Origin of the sequence: Modestobacter sp. VKM Ac-2983, from assembly GCF_026967885.1 — a bacterium.
In the GTDB taxonomy this organism is placed as follows: Bacteria; Actinomycetota; Actinomycetes; order Mycobacteriales; family Geodermatophilaceae; genus Modestobacter.
The window spans coordinates 636,672-658,332 of record NZ_JAPVBK010000003.1; the positions used below are offsets into that span (position 1 = coordinate 636,672).

The 21,661-nt window shown below is 73.8% G+C and carries 22 protein-coding genes; 13 read left to right on the plus strand and 9 right to left on the minus strand.

Translation table 11 applies throughout. From position 1 onward, the window contains the following. Positions 1 to 24: 24 nt before the first annotated feature. From O2W18_RS15060 to O2W18_RS15080, 5 genes are all read left to right on the plus strand, one after another. Entirely contained in the window at positions 25 to 927 is a 903-nt protein-coding gene (locus O2W18_RS15060; protein WP_269188283.1) for an ABC transporter ATP-binding protein, read from the plus strand. Continuing rightward, positions 924 to 1,739 carry an ABC transporter permease gene (locus tag O2W18_RS15065; protein ID WP_269188284.1) on the plus strand — a complete coding sequence of 272 codons (816 nt, stop codon included), beginning with the start codon at positions 924 to 926 and terminating at the stop codon, positions 1,737 to 1,739. Before O2W18_RS15060 ends, O2W18_RS15065 begins: the two co-directional genes overlap by 4 nt. Before the next feature lie 65 nt (positions 1,740 to 1,804). After that, positions 1,805 to 2,413 carry a DUF6338 family protein gene (locus O2W18_RS15070; RefSeq protein ID WP_269188285.1) on the plus strand — a complete coding sequence of 203 codons (609 nt, stop codon included), beginning with the start codon at positions 1,805 to 1,807 and terminating at the stop codon, positions 2,411 to 2,413. A gap of 42 nt (positions 2,414 to 2,455) precedes the next feature. After that, entirely contained in the window at positions 2,456 to 3,532 is a 1,077-nt protein-coding gene (locus O2W18_RS15075) for an adenosine deaminase (protein ID WP_269188286.1), read from the plus strand. Between the two features lie 228 nt (positions 3,533 to 3,760). Beyond that, entirely contained in the window at positions 3,761 to 5,401 is a 1,641-nt protein-coding gene (locus O2W18_RS15080) for a DEAD/DEAH box helicase (RefSeq protein WP_269188287.1), read from the plus strand. Positions 5,402 to 5,493: 92 nt separating this feature from the next. On the opposite strand, the gene O2W18_RS15085 is transcribed toward O2W18_RS15080, so the two are convergent. The 4 genes from O2W18_RS15085 to deoC all read right to left on the minus strand — a co-directional run bounded on the left by O2W18_RS15085 (position 5,494) and on the right by deoC (position 10,342). Beyond that, the gene (locus O2W18_RS15085) at positions 5,494 to 6,927 is read right to left on the minus strand and encodes a hypothetical protein (RefSeq protein WP_269188288.1); all 1,434 of its coding nucleotides are present in this window, start codon (positions 6,925 to 6,927) and stop codon (positions 5,494 to 5,496) included. Positions 6,928 to 7,038: 111 nt separating this feature from the next. Then, positions 7,039 to 7,905 (minus strand): aldehyde dehydrogenase family protein, encoded by an 867-nt coding sequence (locus O2W18_RS15090; RefSeq protein ID WP_269188289.1) that lies wholly within the window; start codon positions 7,903 to 7,905, stop codon positions 7,039 to 7,041. Next, entirely contained in the window at positions 7,905 to 9,347 is a 1,443-nt protein-coding gene (locus O2W18_RS15095) for an aldehyde dehydrogenase family protein (RefSeq protein ID WP_269188290.1), read from the minus strand. The genes O2W18_RS15090 and O2W18_RS15095 overlap by 1 nt, the downstream gene beginning before the upstream one ends. Next, entirely contained in the window at positions 9,347 to 10,342 is a 996-nt protein-coding gene (gene deoC / locus O2W18_RS15100) for a deoxyribose-phosphate aldolase (protein WP_269188291.1), read from the minus strand. Before deoC ends, O2W18_RS15095 begins: the two co-directional genes overlap by 1 nt. 196 nt (positions 10,343 to 10,538) lie before the next feature. Between deoC and O2W18_RS15105 the strand changes: the two genes are divergently transcribed. Then, entirely contained in the window at positions 10,539 to 11,741 is a 1,203-nt protein-coding gene (locus O2W18_RS15105) for an HNH endonuclease signature motif containing protein (protein ID WP_269188292.1), read from the plus strand. Between the two features lie 58 nt (positions 11,742 to 11,799). Here the strand turns inward: O2W18_RS15105 and O2W18_RS15110 are convergent, their stop codons facing one another. Together O2W18_RS15110 and O2W18_RS15115 are read right to left on the minus strand one after the other, a co-directional pair. Further along, entirely contained in the window at positions 11,800 to 12,210 is a 411-nt protein-coding gene (locus O2W18_RS15110; protein ID WP_269188293.1) for a hypothetical protein, read from the minus strand. Between the two features lie 93 nt (positions 12,211 to 12,303). After that, the gene (locus O2W18_RS15115; protein ID WP_269188294.1) at positions 12,304 to 12,681 is read right to left on the minus strand and encodes a hypothetical protein; all 378 of its coding nucleotides are present in this window, start codon (positions 12,679 to 12,681) and stop codon (positions 12,304 to 12,306) included. 89 nt (positions 12,682 to 12,770) lie between these two features. Between O2W18_RS15115 and O2W18_RS15120 the strand changes: the two genes are divergently transcribed. The 5 genes from O2W18_RS15120 to O2W18_RS15140 are packed head-to-tail and all read left to right on the plus strand — an operon-like array spanning position 12,771 to position 15,847. Continuing rightward, on the plus strand, positions 12,771 to 13,415 hold the full coding sequence (locus O2W18_RS15120; RefSeq protein WP_269188295.1) for a maleylpyruvate isomerase family mycothiol-dependent enzyme: 645 nt from the start codon (positions 12,771 to 12,773) through the stop codon (positions 13,413 to 13,415). A 31-nt stretch (positions 13,416 to 13,446) separates the two neighbouring features. Beyond that, positions 13,447 to 14,070, plus strand: coding sequence for a uracil phosphoribosyltransferase (gene upp, locus O2W18_RS15125; RefSeq protein ID WP_269188296.1), 624 nt, complete (start codon positions 13,447 to 13,449; stop codon positions 14,068 to 14,070). A 4-nt stretch (positions 14,071 to 14,074) separates the two neighbouring features. After that, entirely contained in the window at positions 14,075 to 14,962 is an 888-nt protein-coding gene (locus O2W18_RS15130) for a Gfo/Idh/MocA family protein (RefSeq protein ID WP_269188297.1), read from the plus strand. Then, positions 14,959 to 15,384: a DUF805 domain-containing protein gene (locus tag O2W18_RS15135; protein WP_269188298.1), complete on the plus strand. Its 426-nt coding sequence runs from the start codon at positions 14,959 to 14,961 to the stop codon at positions 15,382 to 15,384. Before O2W18_RS15130 ends, O2W18_RS15135 begins: the two co-directional genes overlap by 4 nt. A gap of 28 nt (positions 15,385 to 15,412) precedes the next feature. Further along, the gene (locus O2W18_RS15140) at positions 15,413 to 15,847 is read left to right on the plus strand and encodes a DUF805 domain-containing protein (protein WP_269188299.1); all 435 of its coding nucleotides are present in this window, start codon (positions 15,413 to 15,415) and stop codon (positions 15,845 to 15,847) included. Positions 15,848 to 15,854: 7 nt separating this feature from the next. Here O2W18_RS15140 and O2W18_RS15145 read toward each other — a convergent pair whose 3' ends face one another. From O2W18_RS15145 to O2W18_RS15155, 3 genes are read right to left on the minus strand one after another with little or no spacing between them, the layout of a single operon-like run. Beyond that, positions 15,855 to 17,483, minus strand: coding sequence for a phospho-sugar mutase (locus O2W18_RS15145; protein WP_269188300.1), 1,629 nt, complete (start codon positions 17,481 to 17,483; stop codon positions 15,855 to 15,857). Then, positions 17,480 to 18,334, minus strand: a complete 855-nt coding sequence (locus tag O2W18_RS15150) for an NAD-dependent epimerase/dehydratase family protein (RefSeq protein ID WP_269188301.1) — start codon at positions 18,332 to 18,334, stop codon at positions 17,480 to 17,482. Before O2W18_RS15150 ends, O2W18_RS15145 begins: the two co-directional genes overlap by 4 nt. Then, on the minus strand, positions 18,331 to 19,149 hold the full coding sequence (locus tag O2W18_RS15155; protein WP_269188302.1) for a purine-nucleoside phosphorylase: 819 nt from the start codon (positions 19,147 to 19,149) through the stop codon (positions 18,331 to 18,333). The genes O2W18_RS15150 and O2W18_RS15155 overlap by 4 nt, the downstream gene beginning before the upstream one ends. Before the next feature lie 74 nt (positions 19,150 to 19,223). Between O2W18_RS15155 and O2W18_RS15160 the strand changes: the two genes are divergently transcribed. Together O2W18_RS15160 and O2W18_RS15165 are read left to right on the plus strand one after the other, a co-directional pair. Then, positions 19,224 to 20,372 carry a glutamate--cysteine ligase gene (locus tag O2W18_RS15160; protein WP_269188303.1) on the plus strand — a complete coding sequence of 383 codons (1,149 nt, stop codon included), beginning with the start codon at positions 19,224 to 19,226 and terminating at the stop codon, positions 20,370 to 20,372. Further along, complete coding sequence (locus tag O2W18_RS15165; protein ID WP_269188304.1) at positions 20,369 to 21,613, plus strand: amidohydrolase; 1,245 nt, start codon at positions 20,369 to 20,371, stop codon at positions 21,611 to 21,613. Before O2W18_RS15160 ends, O2W18_RS15165 begins: the two co-directional genes overlap by 4 nt. Positions 21,614 to 21,661: the final 48 nt, after the last annotated feature.

Here is a 21,661-nt window from a genome sequence, read left to right on the forward strand (position 1 = left end):
CCCGGGAGAGGACACTGACCGTTCGTGACCCGAACGCCCGCCGCACCCGCGCCCGGAGCGGTCCAGCCCTCCGCCCCACTCGATCCGGATGCCGCGATCAGCATCCGCGGCCTGGTGAAGCGCTACGGCGACCGCAACGCGGTCGACGGCGTCGACCTGGACATCCGGCGGGGCGAGATCTTCGCCCTGCTCGGGCCGAACGGCGCGGGGAAGACCACCACCGTCGAGGTGCTGGAGGGCTACCGCGCGCGGGACGGCGGCGAGGTCCGGGTGCTGGGTGTGGACCCGGCCGACGGCGGGCGGCGCTGGAAGGCCGAGCTCGGCATCGTGCTCCAGTCCGGCGCCGGGGACAGCCAGCTCACCTGCCTGGAGCTGCTGCGCGCCCAGGCCGCCTACTACCCCGAGCCCCGCGACCCGGCCGAGGTGCTGGAGCTGGTCGGGCTGACCGAGAAGGCCGGCTCCCGCGGGCGCACGCTCTCCGGTGGCCAGCGCCGCCGGCTGGACGTCGCGCTGGGCATCGTCGGCCGGCCGCGACTGCTGTTCCTCGACGAGCCCACCACCGGCTTCGACCCGGAGGCCCGCCGGCAGTTCTGGTCGCTCATCCGCTCGCTGCGCGACCTCGGCACCACGATGCTGCTGACCACGCACTACCTCGACGAGGCCGAGGAGCTGGCCGACCGGGTGGGCGTCATCACCCGGGGCCGGCTGGTCGAGGTGGCCGTCCCGTCCGCGCTGGGCGGGCGAGGGCAGGCCCCCGCCGTCGTCAGCTGGACCGAGGACGGCGTCCGGCGCACCGCGGAGACCGCGGCCCCGACGGCCTTCGTCGCAGAGCTGGCCACCCGTTTCCCCGGCGAGGTGCCCGACCTGGCCGTCGCCCGGCCCACGCTCGAGGACGTCTACCTGCGCATGATCGGTGACCCCGCATGACGATGACCGAGGAACGCTCGCTGCCGTCGATCGGCAGCGTTTGCCGGACCCGGGCCGGGGTGGAGCTCAAGGAGTTCTTCCGGCAGCGGGAGTCGGTGGTCTTCACGCTGATGTTCCCGGTGATCCTGCTGCTCGTGTTCGGCGCGGTGCTGGACTACGAGCTGGGCTCCGGGGTGAGCTTCACCCAGTACTTCATGGCCGGGGTGATCGCCGCGGGGATCCTCGGCGCCAGCCTGCAGAACATGGCCATCGGGATCGCGACCGAGCGCAGCGACGGCACCCTCAAGGGCCTGGCCGGCACGCCGATGCCCAAGAGCGCCTACTTCGTCGGGAAGGTCGTCCAGGTCCTGGTCGTCACCGTGGCGATCGTGGCGATCCTGCTGGTCATCGGCGTGGTGTTCTACGGCGTCGACCTCCCGTCGGGGACGGAGTGGCTGACCTTCGCCTGGGTCGCCGCGCTGGGCTCCGCAGCCAGCACGCTGCTGGGCATCGCCGTCTCGAGCCTGGCCCGCAACGGGCGCTCCGCGTCGGCGACGGTCACCCCGGTGGCGCTGGTCCTGCAGTTCATCTCCGGGGTCTTCTTCCAGTTCAGCGAGGTCCCCACTTGGCTGCAGACGGTCGCTGCGGTCTTCCCGCTGAAGTGGATGGCCCAGGGCCTGCGCTCGGTCTTCCTCCCCGACGCGCTGGCCGCCCAGGAGCCGGCCGGCAGCTGGGAGCTCGGCCGGGTCGCCCTGGTGCTGGGCATCTGGTGCGTCGTCGGCCTGGTGCTCTGCGTGCGCACCTTCCGCTGGCAGGACCGCGTCGACCGGTGACCCCACACCCCCTTCATTGAGCGAAGGGGGTCAAGGGCACGAGCGGAGGAGCCGATTCCTCTGGCATGCCAGATTCGCTGACCGCCCTCGCGATCCTCGCTCTCGTTGGCGTCCCCGGTTACGTCTACCTGCAGCTCCGACCTGCCCAGCCAAGCTCGGACGGTGAGACCGCATCGGATGGCCGAGCGAGTGGCTTGAACGAAAACCTGGAGACTGTGTTCTTCGGACTGGCATGTGCGCTCGGAGGTGCGGTTCTGTCGTTGATCGCTCTCGGGCGCTCGTGGTCGTCGGTGTTCAAGTACTCGATCGGCGATGAGTCAGTACAAGCCGACCTCCCCTTGGACATCGTGGGCATCGTCACGACGTCCTTCGCTGGGTCACTGTTAACGGCGATTTTGCTGGCCGGACTCGTGAGGTGGTTGCAGTTCTGGCCCGAGAAGTCGAGTCGATCGATTGGCGCTCCGGCCGCTTCTTCCAAGGGCAGTGCCGACCCGGTGAACCCGTTGCCGTCCGGCGACTTAGTCACGACGTCTGGAGGCCGTCCCGGTCATCGTGCGACAGACATTGCGGGTGAGATGGCTGCGGCCCGGCGACAGGCCGCGATAATGAGCAGCGGGGCCTTGGTCGGTCTGGTCGTCACAGGTCTGGTGGCCTGGGTAGTTTCGCTCGCATAGCCGCCGAGGCCGAGATCGCCGTCTCTCCGCTAGCGTTTGCCCGTGCCTGCGCCCCTGACCACCGAGACCCTCGCCCGCGCGCCGAAGGTGCTGCTGCACGACCACCTGGACGGCGGGCTGCGGCCGCAGACGGTGCTGGAGCTGGCCGAGGAGGTCGGCTACCGCGACCTGCCCGCCGACGAGCCGGAGGCGCTGGGCCGCTGGTTCCGGCAGGCCGCCGACTCCGGTTCGCTGGAGCGCTACCTGCTGACGTTCGCGCACACCGTGGCGGTCATGCAGCGCCCGGAGGCGGTGCAGCGGGTGGCCCGCGAGTGCGCGCTGGACCTGGCCGCCGACGGGGTCGTCTACGCCGAGGTGCGGATGGCGCCGGAGCTGCTGACCGCCGGTGGGATGTCGCTGGACGACGCGGTCGAGGCGATGCTCGACGGCTACGCCCAGGGCAGCCGGGAGGCCGCGGCCGCCGGGCACCCGATCGTCGTCGGCACGCTGCTGTGCGCGATGCGCCAGGCCGACCGCTGGGTGGAGGTCGCCGAGCAGGTCGTGCGGCACCGGGACGCCGGGGTGGTCGGCTTCGACCTGGCCGGGCCGGAGGACGGCTTCCCGCCGGACCGGATCCCCGCGGCGATCGAGCTGCTGGACCGGGCCGGTGCCCACCGCACCGTGCACGCGGGCGAGGCGGCCGGCATCGAGTCGATCCGGGCAGCGCTGGACGGCGCCGGCGCCGAACGGCTCGGCCACGGGGTGCGGATCGCCGACGAGGTGCCGGCCGACGGCCCGCTGGGCGCGCTGGCCGAGCGGGTGCGCGAGGAGCAGGTGCCGCTGGAGGTCGCGCCGTCGTCCAACGTGCAGACCGGCGCGTCCCCGACGCTGGCCGACCACCCGGTCGACCGGTTGCACCGGGCCGGGTTCACGGTGACCCTCAACACCGACAACCGGCTGATGAGCGGGGTGTCGGCCACCAGCGAGCTGGCCGCGGTCGTGGACACCTTCGGCTGGGGGTGGGACGACGTGCAGACGGTGGCCGAGCGGGCGCTGCGCGGCGGCTTCGCCGACGACGCGGTGCGGGCCCGGGTGTTCACCGAGGTGCTCCGCCCGGGCTTCGAGGCCCTCCGCGGCTGACCCGGGCGAGGAGGGTCACCCGGTCTCGGGAATCTTCTGGGCGCCGTCGCTGCTAACCTGGACGTGCCGGTGAACGCCGGTCATCCTCCCGGGCGGTCCTGCCCGGGCACAGCGCATCCGTGCAGATCACGCGTCATAGCAGACGCCCCCGATCATCAGCGTGGACGTCGGACATCCGGCGACCACCATCACCACGGGACGCGCGCCGATCTGTATCGGAGTCCCCGCTTGTCCTCGTTCGACTCTGTCGACGTCCAGAACACCCCCGCACTGCAGGACGCCGCGGCTGACGCCGCCGTCCTCGACACGCCCGCCACCGAGGCCGCTGTGGCCGAGGTGGCACCCGAGCCCACCGGCCCGACCTTCGCCCAGCTGGGCCTGCCCCAGCCGCTGGTCACCGCGCTCGAGCGCAAGGGCATCCGTCACCCCTTCGCCATCCAGACCTCCGCCCTGCCGGACGCCCTCGCCGGGCGCGACGTGCTCGGCAAGGCCGCCACCGGCTCGGGCAAGACGCTGGCCTTCGGCCTCCCGCTGCTGGCCCGGCTCGGTGCCGAGCCCGGTCAGGGTCGCCGCGCGCCGCGTGGCCTGATCCTGGTGCCGACCCGCGAGCTGGCCCAGCAGGTGCACGACAACCTGGCCCCGCTGGGGCAGTCCAACGGCGTCCAGCTGGCCGCCGTCTACGGCGGTGCCTCGATGTACCGCCAGATCCAGCAGCTGCGTCGCGGTGTCGACGTGCTGATCGCCACCCCCGGGCGGCTCCAGGACCTGATCAACCAGGGCGAGGCCACCCTCGCCGAGGTGGTCGTCTCCGTCATCGACGAGGCCGACTTCATGTCCGACCTCGGCTTCCTGCCGGTGGTCAAGGAGCTGCTCGACCAGACCCGCCCCGACGGCCAGCGGCTGCTCTTCTCGGCCACGCTGGACGGCGAGGTCGACACCCTGGTGCGCCGCTACCTCAAGGACCCGGCCCGCCACGAGGTCGCCAAGGCCGAGGACAGCGGCCCGCAGGCCGAGCACCTGGCCTACAGCGTGTCCTTCCCGGACAAGCTGAAGATCGCCGAGGCGATGGCCGCCCGTCCGGGCCGGATCATCATCTTCGTGCGCACCCAGCACGGTGCCGACCGGCTGGCCGGCAACCTGCAGCAGGTCGGCATCGCGGCCGAGCCCATCCACGGTGGGCTCCCGCAGGCGGCCCGCCGCCGTGCGCTGGAGGCGTTCACCGACGCCCGCAGCCCGGTGCTGGTGGCCACGGACGTCGCCGCGCGTGGCATCCACGTCGACGACGTGTCGCTGGTCCTGCACTACGACCCGCCGGCAGACCACAAGACCTACCTGCACCGTTCCGGCCGCACCGCGCGCGCCGGTGCCGCGGGTGTCGTGGTCTCGTTGCTCCTCCCCGACCAGGTGGGCCAGGCCAAGCGCCGCTTCCGCCAGGCCAAGCTCGACCCGCAGGTTTCGCGGATCCGCCCGGGCGATGCCCCGATCACGGACCTCGTCGCCGGTGGCACGTTCGTCGAGCCGATCGTCCGTCCGGTGCGCGAGTCGCGCCGTCCGGCCGGTGGCTCCGGCGGGCGTCGTCCCTCCGGGGAGCGTCCCGGTGGCTACCGCGGCGGCCCCCGCCGTCCCTCCGGCGACCGCGAGCGCACGTACGGAGACCGCCCCTCGGGCGAGCGCTCCTACGGCGATCGGGATCGCAGCGCAGCTGGCCGGCCCTCCGGCGACCGCGACCGCTCGTACGGAGACCGCCCCTCGGGCGAGCGCTCCTACGGTGATCGGGATCGTTCCGGTGGCGGCGAGCGGCGCACCGGTGGCTACCGCGGCTCCAGCGACGGGCAGCGCCCCGGCGCCCGCCCGGCCCGCTCCTACTGAGCAAGGGGCCCCGTCCGCAAGGACGGGGCCCGAACGGCAACGGCCGGCTCCCGCATCGCGGGGGCCGGCCGTTGCCGTCTCGACGTGGTCACTCAGTCGTTGCGGAAGACCAGCACCGTGCCGACGTCGGTGAGGACGTCGCCCCACGCCGACCCCAGCGCTGAGGCGTCCTCCGCGGACAGCGGGGCGGTCGGCTCGGCCTCGCTACGGGCCACGGCCCGGCCGAGCGGTGCACCGGGGGCGAGCAGTTGCTGCACGCGCGCCAGGCCGGCGTACTCGGCGAGGTCGAGGGCGCCCTCGGCCGGCTGCGCCAGGGCCTGGTGGGTCACCAGCCCGCCGGCGCCCTCGGCCACCTCGCGGAGCACCTCGGCCAGCGCCACCAGGTCGTAGCGGTCCTCGTCGGCCGGCAACGGCATGGTGTCGGTGTCGGCCACCTCGGGCCACGAGGCGATCTCGGTGAGGTCGTGCTCTTCGTCGCCGGCGCAGAACCGGGCCAGCTCCACCGGGTTCGAGAAGACGAAGACCTTCCCGTCGCGACCGAGGAAGCGCGCCCGGTCGTCGACGTAGCAGCGGAGGGTGATCCCCGCGCCCTCCGGCACGACCAGCTCCACCGGCAGGATGCCGACCGCCTCCCAGAACTCCTGGGCGGCGGCGACGGCCGCAGGGGTCGCGGTCAGTCCGCTGCCGCTGCGGATGGTCCGGATGCCGGCGGTGGACGCCTGGGCCGGGCTGGCCGCGGTGGAGCCGGCGGCGGGGCGGGCGGCCGGGGCGACGTCGTCCTCGTCGTCCTCGTCGTCGTCGTCACCGGGCTGGGCGGCGCGCGCCTCGGCCTCCTCGGCGGCGGAGGGGTAGTCGTCCACGGCGACGGTGCCGGCGCCGGTCCAGTCCAGGTGCTCGTCGAGCTCCTCGAGGACGTCCTCCCACAGCTCGTCGACGGCGGTGCCCAGCCGCGCCCAGCTCTCCTCGCCGCTCCGGCCGAGGAACGCGCCGACGCCCAGGCCGAGGGCAGCGACCTCGGGACGGGAGACCAGCTCGGCGACGGCCTCGAAGCTGGTCTCGTCGTCGTCCAGGTCCTCGTCGTCCTCGTCGCCGGTGGTGTCGCAGCACTCGGCCAGCCGGCCGACGATGTCGACGTCGGCGGCCAGCTCCTCGACGGCCCAGCGGTCGGGGTTCTCCGCGACGATGTCGTAGACGCCGTCGAGGTCGTAGCGGTGGTCCTCGTCGGGAGTGAGCTCGGCGGCGCCCAGCGTCGACACCGTGGGCCAGACCGGGTGGTCGGCCAGGTCGTGGTCGGTGCTCACCCGGCAGAACGCGGCGAGCGCGGCCGGCGAGGGGAACAGGTGGACGACGGCGGTGGGGCCGGGGGCCTCGGGGTCGTCGTCGTTGATGTCGGCCGGCACGTCGATCGTGCTGCCGAGGAACGCCTGCCACTCCTCGCCGTCCTCTTCCCACGGCGGCGCCCAGAGCGTGTAGCCCGTGCGGTCGTCGAGGGTCAGGGCGATGGGGACGATGCTGGGCCTGGGCACCCGTCCATCCTGCCCGGTGTGCCTGTGCGTTCGCGACGTGGGATCGAGCCCTCGCCCCCGCTGCAGGGTCCCGCCGCGAGCTCGCGAATGGCGGGGGGCAGCGGGGTCCTCTCACACGCCGATCGGGTGCCAGACGCTCTTGGTCTCCAGGAACGGCCGCAGCCGGGAGAGCCCCGGGTCGGCCGACCAGTCCGGTTCCTCGGCCGGGGCTCGGAGCACGCGCTTGATCGTGCCGGCGGCGGAGCGCTCGAGCTCCATCGCCAGCGGCGCCGGGGCGCCGGCCAGGTCGATCGCGTCGACGTCGGCGTGCTCGGCCAGCCAGGGGCCGATCTCCGCGGCGTCCCCGGTGAGCAGGTTGACCACGCCGCCCGGGACGTCGGAGGTGGCCAGCACCTCGCCGAGGGTGATCGCCGGCAGCGGGCGCTCCTTCGAGCTGACCACCACGGCGGTGTTGCCGGCGGCCAGCACCGGGGCCAGCACGCTGACCAGGCCGAGCAGACTCGACCGCTGCGGGGCCAGGACGGCGACGACGCCGGTGGGCTCGGGGACGGAGAAGCCGAAGTACGGCCCGGCGACCGGGTTGGTGCTGCCCAGCACCGCGGCGAGCTTGTCGGTCCACCCGGCGTACCAGACCCACCGGTCGATCGCGGCGTCGACGGCGGCGCGCGCCTTGGCGGCCGAGAGCCCCTCGCCGGCGGCGACCTCCTCGGTGAACTGGGCGGCGCGGCCCTCCATCACCTCGGCGACCCGGTACAGCACCTGGCCGCGGTTGTAGGCGGTGGCGCCCGACCACTTCCCGAACGCGGCGCGGGCGGCGACCACGGCGTCCCGGCCGTCCTTGCGGGAGGCCCAGGCCGCGTTGGCCAGGAAGTGCCCCTTGGCGTCGTGCACCTCGTAGGTGCGGCCGGACTCCGACCGGGGGAAGGCCCCGCCCAGGTAGAGCTTGTAGGTCTTGCGCACGGTGAGCCGGTCGGACATCAGGAGTCGCTCCTCAGGTAGGCGGCGAGGCCCTGCCGGCCGCCCTCGCGGCCGTAGCCGGACTGCTTGTAGCCGCCGAACGGCGAGGTGGGGTCGAGCTCGTTGAAGGTGTTGGCCCACACCACGCCGGCGCGCAGCTGGTCGGTGACCTTCAGGATCCGGGAGCCCTTCTCCGACCAGATGCCGGCCGAGAGCCCGTAGGTGGTGTTGTTCGCCTTCGCGACCGCCTCGTCGGGGGTGCGGAAGGTCATCACCGAGAGCACCGGGCCGAACACCTCGTCGCGGGCGATCCGGTGAGCGGGGGAGACGTCGGTGAAGACGGTGGGCTTGAACCAGAAGCCGCGGTCGGGCAGGTCGCCGTCGGGCTGCCAGCAGGTCGCGCCCTCGGTCTCCCCGAAGGCGGTCAGCTCGCGGATGCGGGCCAACTGCGAGTGCGAGTTGATCGCCCCCATGTCGGTGTTCTTGTCCATCGGGTCACCGACCCGCAGCGTGCCGATCCGCCGCTGCAGGGCGGCGACGACGTCGTCGTGCACCGACTCCTGCACCAGCAGCCGGGAGCCGGCGCAGCAGACGTGGCCCTGGTTGAAGAAGATGCCGCGGACGATGCCCTCGACGGCCTGGTCGATCGGGGCGTCGTCGAAGACGATGTTCGCCGCCTTGCCGCCCAGCTCCAGGGTGAGCCGCTTCTCGGTGCCGGCGACCGTGCGGGCGATGGAGCGGCCGACCTCGGTGGAGCCGGTGAACGCGACCTTGTCGACGTCCGGGTGGCTGATCACCGCGCGGCCGGTCTCCCCGGCGCCGGTCACGATGTTCACCACGCCCGGCGGCAGGTCGGCCTGCTGGCAGACCTCGGCGAACAGCAGCGCGGTCAGTGGGGTCGTCTCGGCTGGCTTGAGGACGACGGTGTTGCCGGTGGCCAGCGCCGGGGCGACCTTCCACGCCAGCATCAGCAGCGGGAAGTTCCACGGGATCACCTGCCCGGCCACACCCAGCGGGCGCGGGGCCGGCCCGAGGCCCGCGTGCTCGAGCTTGTCGGCCCAGCCCGCGTGGTAGAAGAAGTGCGCCGCGGCCAGCGGGACGTCGACGTCCCGGGACTCCCGGATCGGCTTGCCGTTGTCCAGGGTCTCGAGGACGGCGAACTCCCGGGCCCGCTCCTGCAGCAGCCGGGCGATGCGGAACAGGTACTTGCCGCGGTCGGCCGGGCGCATCGGGCCCCAGGTCTTGACGAACGCCCGGCGGGCGGCGCGCACGGCGCGGTCGACGTCGTCCTCGCTGCCGGTCGCGACCTCGCTGAGCACCTCCTCGGTGGCCGGGTTGACCGTCTTCAGCGGCGTGCCGGTGCCGTCGGTGAACTCGCCGTCGACGAACAGCCCGTAGCTGGGCCGGATGTCGACGATCGACCGGGACTCGGGTGCGGGCGCGTACTCGAACAGGCTGGTCATCAGTCCACGCTCACGTGGTCGGGGCCGGAGTAGTGGCCGGTGCGGAGCTTCTGGCGCTGCAGGAGCAGGTCGTTGAGCAGGCTGGAGGCGCCGAAGCGGAACCAGTCGGGGGACAGCCAGTCCGAGCCGACGGTCTCGTTGATCAGCACCAGGTGCTTGACGGCGTCCTTCGTGGTCCGGATGCCCCCGGCGGGCTTGACCCCGACCTGGCGGCCGGTGGCGGCGCGGAAGTCGCGGACGGCCTCCAGCATCACCAGGCAGACCGGCAGGGTGGCGGCGGGGGAGACCTTGCCGGTGGAGGTCTTGATGAAGTCGCCGCCGGCCAGCATTGCCAGCCAGGAGGCGCGGCGGACGGCGTCGAGGGTGACCAGTTCGCCGGTCTCCAGGATCACCTTGAGGTGCGCGGACCCACAGGCCTCCTTGACCGCGACGATCTCCTCGAAGACGTCGAGGTAGCGGCCGGTCAGGAAGGCGCCGCGGTCGATGACCATGTCGATCTCGTCGGCACCGTTCGCGACGGCGTCCCGGACGTCGGCGAGCTTGACCTCCCGGCTGGCCCGGCCGCTGGGGAAGGCGGTGGCCACGGCGGCGACGTTGATGCCGGTGCCGGCCAGCGCCTCCTTGGCGACGCCGGCCAGGTCGCCGTAGACGCAGACCGCGGCGACGGCCGGGCAGCTCGGGTCGGTCGGGTCGGGACGGCGGGCCTTGGCGGCCAGGCTGCGGACCTTGCCCGGGGTGTCCGAGCCCTCCAGCGTGGTCAGGTCGACCATCGAGATCGCCGTGTCGATCGCCCACGCCTTGGCGGTCGTCTTGATCGACCGGGTGCCGAGCACCTTGGCCCGGGCCTCGGCCCCGACCTGGTCGACGCCGGGCAGGCCGTGCAGGAACGCGCGGAAGGCGTCGTTCGAGCGGGTGACGTCGGCGAACGGGTCGGGCAGGGTGCCCGTTCCGCTGCTGGTGTCGGCCAGCGCGTTCGGGTCCAGCACGTGGGTCATGCGCCGCATTCTCCACTGCGGCACCGGGCGAGTGGACAGAGTCCGCAGCCGGGGACTCTCTTCGACGCCCTCCCGGGTGGTGTGTCAAGAGCGTGCGGCGATCTGTGGACAGGCCGCTGAACTGGGCACTCGCGTTGTGAGTGCCCTTCTTCGGCGGTAGTGTTCGTACATACGTTCGAACCGGTCGGGAGGTGTCATGAGCGAGTTGCAGTCGGCTCTGGACGCCCTGGCGGCCGAGGATCTGCACGGGTGGAGCGACGGGGCTGCGTTGGACCGGGTGGCCGTGCTGGTGGCGCTGCAGAATCGGGTCGCGGCGGAGTTGACCCGCACGGTGCGGCACGCAGAGCTGACGCAGGCTGCGGAGTGCGACGGGTTGAAGTCGATCCGGTCGTGGTTGATCGGGCATGCGCGGTTGTCGCAGACGGAGGCGTCGCGGGTCGTGCGGTCGGGGCGGGTGCTGGAGCACTTCCCGGCCTTAACGGCCGGGTTCGCCGACGGGCAGATCACGGCGGCGCAGGTGAACGTGGTGGCGGAGAAGATCGGCCCCCGCGAGGTCGCCCAGGCGGAGGAGCAGGGCATCGACCTGGGTGCCTTCGACCAGGTCTGGGCGCAGGTGGCCACGGAGTCCCCGCACGACTCGCTGGCCGCTGCGGTGCAGGCCTTCGAGAACGCCCTCGATCCCGACGGGCCGGAGCCGGACCCGACCGAGGGCCGGCGGTTCACGATGGTCAAGCACGCCGATGGCACCGTCACCGGCCGGTTGGAGCTCGATGCCGCCGGTGGGGAGAAGGTGCAGGCGGCGCTCGAGTCGATCGTGCAGGCCGACCGCCCGAAGGGTGATGAGCGGACCCGGTCGCAGCAGGACGCCGATGCGTTCGTGCAGCTGTGTGACAACCAGCTGGCGGCCGGCAACCTGCCGGTCCTGCGGACGGTGAAGCCGCACGTGGTCGTGGGCATCGACCTGGAGGACCTGGTCGACCCGGCGACCGGTGCCGGTGCCGGGGAGATGGGGTTCGGGGCGACGATCTCCGCGGCCCGGGCCCGGTACCTGGCCTGTGACGGCAGCATCTCCCGGATCGTGATGGGCCCCGACGGGGTTCCCCTCGATCTCGGCCGGGATCACCGGGTGGTCACCCCGGGCCTGCGCAAGGCGGTGGAACGCCGGGACAAGTCCTGCGTGTTCGCCGGCTGCGGTGCTCCGTCGTGGTGGTGCGATGTCCACCACCTGATCCACTGGCTGCACGGCGGTGAGACCAACCTCGAGAACTCAGCGTTGTTGTGCGAACGGCACCACACCAAGGTCCACCACGGATTCCGGGTCGAGCGAGATCCCGGCGGCCGATGGCGCACCTACCGCCCCGACGACACCGAGATCCTCATCGGACCACTGATCCGCTGAGGCGCACCGTCCGTACGGTCCCGGCCGGTGGTGGTCCGTGGGCGCGCCGGCGCTCCCGTCAGCAGCCGTCGAGCGGGGGCACGATGCCGAGGAGGTGTCGGCCGTCCTCGTGGACCACCTGCCAGGCGAGACAGGTACCGCTGCCGGCTGGGGCGCGCACGACGATGACCTCGCCCCGGGCCGAGTCGCTGACCACGCCCTCCGGTCCGCTGCGGGTGCTGGGGAATCCGGCGAGGAGCTGTTCGGCGTAGTCACCGGGGGCGTCACCCACGAGGAGAGCCTGGAGTGCATCGGCGTCCCGCTGGTCGAGCGCCGACGCTGTCCGGGTGGCCAGCGCGTCCACCGAGGATGCCCCGGGCTCGGGCACGGTGAGGATCTCGATCACTACGAACGCGGCCCACGCAGAGACGGCGGCCAGACCGAGCGCCGCGAGCGCTCGGCCGGTGGGGGTCCGTGGTGCGTGCGCCATGCACCCACCCTGCCGCGCCGCGGGCCGAGCTGTCTCCCCTGGGATCGCCCACCGGGGGCGCCCGGCGATGCCGGGTGTTGGGCGGAGTCCCCGTCAGGTGCGGCTGAGGCGGGCGAGCAGCCGTCGGCCGAGCACCACGTCGTGCGGCAGTCGGCTGAGCTCGGTCGCGTCGACGGCGACTCCCTGGGCTCGGGCGGTGCCCGCCAGTGTCCGCCAGTGGTCGGCGGCCATGTCCTGCTGCGATCGGCCGCCGAACGGCTCGTCCGGCCCGACCACCACGCGCGACGTGTCGACCACCTCGGCCACCGAGCACGTGTCCCATTCTCCCGACTCGCTCCAGCCCCGGTCGTCCAGCAGCATCACCCGGCTCCCGTCGGCGAGCTCGACCTCGAGTCGCGCCGACACCGAGATCTGGTCTCCCGCTCGGTCGTCGACGTCGACGGAGGTCAGCAGCCGGCTCACCGTGTTCATGTGCTCCTCGTTCCGGTCAGGGCGATGAGTTCCGCGCCGGGTGGGAGTCCTCGACACGACCGACGTCCGCCGTCCCCTGTGAGGAACCCGTGCCCGAACCCCGCGTCACCATGCTCCCCGAGGTCGCCGCGCAGCGGCACGCCCTCGCCGACCTGCTCGACACCCTGGACCGCGACGAGTGGTCGGCGCCGTCGCTCTGCCTCGGCTGGACGGTGCACGACGTGCTCGCCCACCTCACCCTCTCCACCCGGCAGTCCACCGCCGGCATGGTGCTGCGCATCCTGCGGGCCCGCGGCGACTTCGACCGGGCCGAGGCCCGCGCCGCCCGGGAACGCGCCGCCGCGCACCCGCCGGCCACGCTCACCGCCCAGCTGCGCGAGACGGCCGCGGTCGACCGCCGGGTCGGGCTGTCCAGCCCCCGGGACCCGCTGGTCGACGTCCTCGTGCACGGCCAGGACATCGCCCGCCCGCTCCGCCGCCGGCTGCCGACACCACCGGAGCTCGCCGTCCCGGCGCTGCGGCACGTCTGGTCCAACGTCTTCTACGGCCGTCCGTCCCGGCGGCTGCACGGGGTGCGGCTGATCGCCACCGACACCGCCTGGTCGGAGGGGGCGGGACCGGAGGTGTGCGGCACCGCCGGGGACCTCCTGCTGCTGGCCACCGGCCGGTCGGTGTCGGCATCCGGGGTCACCGGGGCGGGAGTCGGGGAGGTCGCCGCCCGGCTCCGCTCCTGACCTGCAGTCGGGGGCCGATACGGTGTGCGCCGTGCAGCTGACCGTCGTCGACCACCCGATCGCCCGCGCCCGACTGTCGCGGATGCGCGACGAGCGCACCGACAACGCCGCCTTCCGGGCCGCGTTGCGGGAGCTCACCCAGATCCTCGTCTACGAGGCCAGCCGCGACCTCGCGGTCGCCGAGGAGCCGATCACCACCCCGGTCACCGACACCACCGGCTACCGGCTGGCCGCGCCGCCGCTGATCGTGCCGGTGCTGCGGGCCGGGCTCGGCATGGCCGACACCGCGCACGGGATGCTGCCGGAGTCGCAGATGGGCTTCGTCGGGCTGGCCCGCAACGAGGTCACCTTCCAGCCGGAGGCCTACATGGCCTCGCTGCCCGAGTCGCTCGTCGGCCGCCGGGTGTTCGTGCTCGACCCGATGCTGGCCACCGGCGGCTCGCTGGTGCACTGCTGCTCGCTGCTCACCGACCGCGGCTGCAGCGACATCACGGTGCTCTGCGCCCTCGCCGCCCCGGAGGGGCTGAAGCGGCTGGAGGAGAGCGGCCTGCCGCTGCGCGTCTTCACCGCCAGCATCGACGAGCGGCTCAACGAGAACGCCTACATCGTCCCCGGCCTCGGGGATGCGGGCGACCGCCAGTTCGGCGCGGTCTAGGGCCATGCGTTTCGGGGTGCTCGGCACCGGCTTCTGGGCGACCGAGGTGCACGCCACCTCCCTGGCCGGGCACCCGGACGCCGAACTGGTCGGCGTGTGGGGCCGGGACCTGGCCAAGGCGAAGGCGGCCGGCGCGCAGTTCGACGTCCCGGGGACCGACGACGTCGACGCCCTGCTCGCCGACGTCGACGCGGTCAGCTTCGCGCTGCCGCCGGACGTGCAGGCGCCGCTCGCCGAGCGGGCGGCCGCCGCAGGCAAGCACCTGCTGCTGGAGAAGCCGGTGGCGCTGTCGGTCGCCGCGGCCGACCGGGTGGTCGATGCGGTCGAGGCGGCCGGCGTCGCCTCGGTGGTCTTCTTCACCAGCCGTTTCCAGACGGCGACCTCCACCTGGCTCGAGCAGGCGTCCCGCACCACGCTGGCCGGTGGCGCGGTCACCTGGCTGGGGCGGCTGGCCGGTTCGCCGTTCGAGACCCCGTGGCGGCTGGAGCACGGCGCGCTGTGGGACGTCGCACCACACGCGCTCTCCCTGCTCGTCCCGGCGCTCGGGCCGGTGAGCGCGGTGCAGGCCGGCGCCGGGCTGGGCGACACCGTGCACCTGGTGCTGACCCACCCCGAGGGTCGCGCGAGCACGGTGACCGTCTCGGCGACCGTGGCGGAGCTGGCCACCGGCATCGACATCTGGGTGCACGGGGACGCCGGCCGGCTGGTGCTGCTGCCGGAGTCCGGCACCGCGGTCGAGGCCCACGCGGTCGCCGTCGACGAGCTGCAGGCGGCTGCGCTGACCGGCGGGGCGCACCCGTGCGACGTCAGCTTCGGGCGGGACGTCGTCCGGGTGCTGGACGCTGCGCAGCGGTCGTTGGCTTCCGGCTGCCGCGAGACCGTCGGGGGATGACCGGGAACGACGGCCGCGGGGGGCTGCTCGGCTGGTACGTGCCCACCGGGCGGATCCGGCGCAGTGACTGGTGGCTGCGGTACGTGCTGCTCATCGGCCTGTTCGGGCTGATGGCCTCGGTCGTGGACGCGCAGTGGTTCCCGGACAGCTACCCGCGGTTCGAGGACCGGGAGGGCGTCGTCGACGTGGACGTCCTCTGGTTCTTCCCCGAGGAGGGCGGGCCGGTGACCGCGCTCGTCGCCCTGGTGCTCGCCGTGCCGAACATCGCGGGCACCGTCACCCGGCTGCACGACCGCGACCACTCCGCCTGGTGGCTGCTGTGGAGCCTGCTCCCGGGCATCGGCTGGTTGGTCCTGTTGATCACCTGCGGGTTCCTCGGGACCCAACCCCACCCGAACCGGTACGGGCCACCTCCTCGCTGACGCGCGCGGCGCGAGGCAGACTGGGTGCGTGGACTTCTGGCAGTGGTACGTGCGCCGTGGCCGCATCGACCGGCGCACCTGGTGGTTGCAGTACGCCCTGCCGATCGGGGCGCTGAGCGTGCTGGCCCTGATGGCCGACGTGGCCCTGGGCAACAGCTCGCTGGAGAGCATCGCCATGGGCGAGACGGGCTACGGGCCGATCGTGACCACGATCGGGCTGCTGGCGATGCCGGCGTCGATCTCCAGCGGCGCGACCCGGCTGCACGACCGCGGCATGTCCGCGTGGTGGCTGCTGATCGGGCTGGTGCCGCTGTTCGGTCAGGTGGCGCTGCTGGTGATCACCGGCTTCCTGCCCGGCGACGGCGGCCCCAACCGGTACGGACCGCCGCCGTCCGCGGCCCCACTGGCAGCCCCGCACCCGGAGCCGGCCCCCGAGCCGGAGCGGCCGCCCTACTGGGGCTGACGCCCGGCTACAGCCCGAGAGCGGCGGCCATCTCCGCACGCAGCCGGGCCAGCTCGTCCGCGCCGCGGCTGCGGGCGGCCGGCAGACCGTCGGCCTCGGGCACCGGGACGACGGTCTCCAGGTAGGCCTTGAGCTTCGGCTCGGTCCCGCTGGGGCGGACGATCACCCGCACGCCCTCGCCGGTCAGCCGGACCGCGTCCAGCGGCGGGGTGGCCTGCGCCAGGTCGACCACCTCGACCGACCGGCCCAGCAGCTCGGCGGGGGGCTCGGCGCGCAGCCGGGCCATCGCGCCGGTGATGAGCGTGAGGTCCTCGACCCGAACCGAGTACTGGCCGGTGGCGTACAGGCCGTGCTCGACCGCCAGCTCGTCGAGCCGGTCGGTGAGCGTGCGTCCCTCGACCGCCAGCTCGGCGGCGAGCAGGGCGACCGCCAGGGCCGCAGAGACGCCGTCCTTGTCGTGCGCCACCGACGGGGACACCGCGTAGCCCAGCGCCTCCTCGTAGCCGAAGACCAGAGGTGCTGCCGTCGACCCGGCCCGGATGATCCACTTGAAGCCGGTCGGGGTCTGCTCGAACGGCACGCCGTGCGCGCGGGCGAGCGTGCCCAGCAGCGAACCGCTCACCAGGGAGTTCGCGTAGGTGCCGCGCACCCCGCGGCGGAGCAGCCAGTCGCCCAGCAGCACGCCGACCTCGTCGCCGGTCAGCTGGCGTCCCCCCGCCACCACCGAGCAGCGGTCGGCGTCCGGGTCCTCGGCGATCGCGACGTCGGCGCCCGTGTGGTCGGCCAGCGCGGTCAGCAGGTCGACCGCGCCCGGCTCCTCCGGGTTGGGGAAGGCGACGGTCGGGAACGCCGGGTCGGGCTGGTCCTGCTCCGGGACGCAGTGCAGCGCGGCGAAGCCGGCGGCCTCGAACACCTGCTGGGTGGTCGCCGAGCCGACGCCGTGCATGGCGGTGTAGGCCACCACGAGACGTCGGCGGGCCGCGGTGTCCACCCGGTCGGGCTGCAGGGCGCGCACCACCGCGGCGACGTAGTCGGCCTCGACGTCGTCGCCGAGGGTGGTCCACTCGTCCCCGAGCGGGATGCCGCGGGCCGGGCCGGTGGCCGCGATGGCGGCCTCGATCTCCCGGTCGGCCGGCGGCACGAGCTGCGCACCGTCGGCGAGGTAGACCTTGTAGCCGTTGTCCTGCGGCGGGTTGTGGCTGGCGGTCACCATCACGCCGGCGACCGCGCCCAGGTGCCGGACGGCGTAGGAGAGCACCGGCGTGGGCAGCGGGCGGGGCAGCACGGAGACGGCGAACCCGGCGCCGGAGAGCACCGCGGCGGAGACGTGCGCGAACTCGTCGGAGCGGTGCCGGGCGTCGTAGCCGATGACCACGCCGCGGCCACCCTGGCCCGTGTCGCTGAGGTACCGGGCCAGCCCGGCGGCCGCGCGACTGACCACGGCGGCGTTCATCCCGGCCGGGCCGGCGCGCAGCGGGCCGCGCAGCCCGGCGGTGCCGAAGGTCAGCGGGCCGGTGAACCGGCGGGCCAGCTCGGCCTCGTCCCCCGCGGCGACGAGCCCGTCGATCTCGGCGCGGTCGCCGGCGTGCGGGTCGGCGGCCGCCCAGGCGCGGGCGGTGGTCAGCAGGTCGGTCATCGTGGGCCTCCACTCGGCTGGACCGGGCCCTGCGCCGCCTCGACCACGTCGACGTCCACGCCGGGCAGCGTGTACTCCCCGCCCACCCGAGCGTGCACCGGGTCGGCCGGGTCCGCCTCGCCCTGGGCGGCGATCAGCTCGGCGGCGTACGCCTCGGCGTCGTCGGCCGGTTCGTAGCCCAGCGCACGGGCGGCGGTGAGGTCCCACCAGCCGCGGGTGTTCGCCGAGACGCCCCAGACCACCCGGAAGCCGGGGGAGGGGGTGCGCAGCGCCGCGTCGACCAGGCGCACGGTGTCGCCGGGGGAGAGCCAGGTGGCCAGCTGGCGGACCGTCGTCGGCCGGGGGAAGGCGCTGCCGATCCGCAGGCAGACGACGTCCAGGCCGTACCGGTCGGCGTACAGCGAGCCGAGCGCCTCCATCGTCACCTTGGCCACCCCGTAGTAGGTGTCCGGTCGCGGCGGCGCGTCGGCCTCGGTGAGCAGGCCGGAGGCCGGCCGGGACGTGAAGCCGCTCGCGTGGTTGCTGCTGGCCAGCACCACCCGGGGAACGCCGGCGCGCCGGGCCGCCTCCAGCGCGGTCCGGGTGGTCTCGATGTGCGAGCGCACGATGGCCGGCCAGGTCGCCTCGCCGAGGATGCCGGCCAGGTGGACCACCGCGGCCGCGCCCTGTGCTGCCCCGGTCACCGTGGGCAGGTCGGCGGCGTCGGCCACCAGGTGCTCCTCGCCCGGGCGGGGGTCCTCGATCGGCACCACGTCCAGGCTGCGCAGCGCCCAGCCGCGCTCGGGCAGCCCCCCGCGCAGCGCCGTCCCGAGCCCGCCGGCCGCGCCGGTGACCAGGACGGGTCCGCTCACGGCATGCGCCCGATCAGCTCGACCAGGAAGGCGCCCAGCCGGCCGGCCGCGGCCTTGCCGGCCTCCAGCACCTCCAGGTGGTCCAGCGCCTCGCCGGTGATGCCGGCGGCGGCGTTGGTGACCATCGACAGGCCGAACACCTCCATCCCGGCCGCCCGGGCGGCGATCGCCTCCAGCGCGGTGGACATGCCGACCAGGTCCGCGCCCAGCGTGGTGAGCATCCGGATCTCGGCCGGGGTCTCGAAGTGCGGGCCGGGCAGCGCCGCATAGACGCCCTCGGCCAGCGACGGGTCGATCTCCCGGGCCAGCGTGCGCAGCCGCGCGGAGTACAGGTCGGTCAGGTCGACGAAGGTCGCGCCCACCAGCGGCGAGCGGGCGGTCATGTTCAGGTGGTCGCTGATCAGCACCGCCTGGCCGACCCGGTGCTCGGGGCGCAGCCCGCCGGCGGCGTTGGTGAGGACGACGGTGCGCACCCCGGCCGCCGCGGCGGTGCGGATGCCGTGCACCACCGGCTCCACCCCGCGGCCCTCGTACAGGTGCGTGCGACCGAGGAAGAGCAGCACCTTGTGCGCGCCGACCTGCACCGAGCGGATCTCTCCGCCGTGGCCGGTGACGGTCGGGGCGGCGAAACCGGGGAGGTCGCCGATGGCCACGCTGGCCAGCGTCTCGCTGAAGGCGTCGGCAGCCGGGGCCCACCCCGAGCCCATCACCACCGCGACGTCGTGGCCGCCACCCAGGGCGGCGGTCAGCTGCTCGGCCGCCGAGGCGGCGAGGGCGGCGGGGTCGGCAGGGTGCGCGGAGGTCGGCTGGCTCACCCCGTGAGCATAGGAACGACTTCCGGGCGGTCCATCGCCCGGCGGGTGTCCGCCGCCTTCTCTAGACTCGCGGGGTGCAGATCCCCTTCCACTCGTCCGAGCGCGCCAGCCTGGGAGTGGAGTGGGAGCTGCAGCTCATCGACCCGCAGACCCGCGAGCTGACCTCCGGCGCTGTCGAGATCCTCGCCGAGCTCACCCCCGACGGCCTGGACGAGCACCCCAAGGCCAAGCACGAGCTGCTGCAGTCGACGGTCGAGATCATCACGGGCATCTGCACCACCGTCGCCGAGGCGAAGGCCGACCTGGCCGGCACCCTGGCCGAGGTGGTCGCCGCCGCCGAGCGGCGCGGCCTCGGCGTGATGTGCGCCGGCAGTCACCCCTTCACCCGGTGGGACAGCCAGGAGATCTCGCCGAAGGAGCGCTACGCCGAGCTCGTCGAGCGGATGCAGTGGCCGGCCCGGCGCCTGCAGATCTTCGGGGTGCACGTGCACGTCGGCGTCCGCTCGCCCGACAAGATCATCCCGATCGTGAACGCGCTCACCCAGTACGTGCCGCACTTCCTGGCGCTGTCGGCGTCCTCGCCCTACTGGTCCGGCTGCGACACCGGGCTGGCGTCGGCCCGCACCAAGGTCTTCGAGGCGATGCCGACCGCCGGGCTGCCCTACCAGCTGGCCGACTGGTCGGAGTTCGAGGAGTACATGGGCACGCTGATCGACGCCGGCGCCATCGAGAGCGTCCGCGAGGTCTGGTGGGACATTCGCCCGCACCCGGACTTCGGCACCGTCGAGCTGCGGATCTGCGACGGCCTGCCCACCCTCGACGAGATCGGCGCGGTCGCCGCGCTCGCCCAGTGCCTGGTCGAGCAGTTCGACACCCAGCTCGACCGCGGCTACACCCTGCCCTCACCGACGGACTGGATCGTGCGGGAGAACAAGTGGCGGGCGGTGCGCCACGGGCTGGACGCCGAGATCGTCGTCGACGAGCAGGGCACCGTCCGCCCGGTGCGCGAGGCGATCTCCGACCTGGTCGAGGAGCTGCTGCCGACCGCCCGCAAACTCGGCTGCGAGGGGGAGCTGGTCGACGCCCGGCGGGTCCTGGACGCCGGTGCGTCCTACCAGCGCCAGCGCGCCGTGGCCGCTGCGCACGACGGTGCCCTGGCCCCGGTGGTCGACAGCCTGCTCGCCGAGCTCCGCGACGGGCTGCCGGCGACGGGAGCGGCGTGAGCGGCGGGGAGGCGACCAGCGCGGCAGAGGTCCTCGGGCTGGCCGTCGACGCCTGGTCGGCGGCGCACCAGCCCGAGCTCGTCGCCGTCCGCAGGCACCTGCACGCCCACCCCGAGCTGGGGTTCGCCGAACACGAGACGACCGCCTTCCTGGAGCAGCGGCTCACCGCGGCGGGCCTGGCGCCCCGCCGGCTGAAGTCCGGCACCGGGCTGGTCTGCGACGTCGGGGGCGACCCGGACGCCGGGCCGGTCGTCGTGCTGCGCGCCGACATCGACGCGCTGCCGCTGGCCGACCTCAAGGACGTCCCGTACGCCTCCACCCGCGAGGGGCTCTGCCACGCCTGCGGCCACGACGTGCACACCACGGTGCTGCTCGGTGTCGCGCTGGCGCTGGCCTCGCTGGACGAGCTGCCGGGCACCGTGCGGTGCGTCTTCCAGCCCGCCGAGGAGCAGGTGCCCGGCGGTGGGCTGGAAGTCGTCGACGAGGGCGTGCTTGCCGGTGCCACCCGGGCGTTCGCGCTGCACTGCGACCCCTCTCTGACGGCCGGTTCGGTCGGGCTGCGCACGGGGGCGATCACCGCGGCCTGCGACCGGGTGGAGGTGACGCTCACCGGGCCCGGCGGGCACACCGCCCGCCCGCAGCTGACCGTCGACCTGGTGCACGCGATGGGCCAGGTGGTCACCGAGGTCCCCGGGCTGCTGTCCCGGCTGGTCGACCCGCGCGCCGGTGTCTCGCTGGTGTGGGGCGCGATCAGCGCCGGGGTCGCGGCCAACACCATCCCGGAGACCGGGCAGCTGCGCGGCACGCTGCGGGTGCTCGACCGCGCGGTGTGGAGCGAGGCCGAGGACCTGGTGCGCCGGCTGGTCACCGAGGTCGCCACGGCGTCGGGGGCCCGGGTGGCGATCGACTACGTGCGCGGGGTGCCGCCGGTGGTCAACGACCCGCGCAGCGTGGCACTGCTCCGCTCCGCGGCGCTGGAGACGGTGGGCAGCGAGGGCGTGGCGCTCTCCCCGCAGAGCATGGGCGGGGAGGACTTCGGCTGGTTCGCCGAGGTGCTGCCGATCGCGCTCGCCCGGCTGGGCACGCACGGCAGCGGCGAGACGTTGGACCTGCACCGAGGGACCTTCGACGTCGACGAGCGGGCGATCGGGGTCGGGGTGCGGTTGCTGGCCCGCACGGCGCTGCACGCTCTGGCGGCCGACGCCGTACCCGCTGGTACGCCTGTCGGTCCGGCCCTGTAGACCTCTTCCGACGCACTTCCCTCAGGCACCTGAGAGGCGGGGACCCGA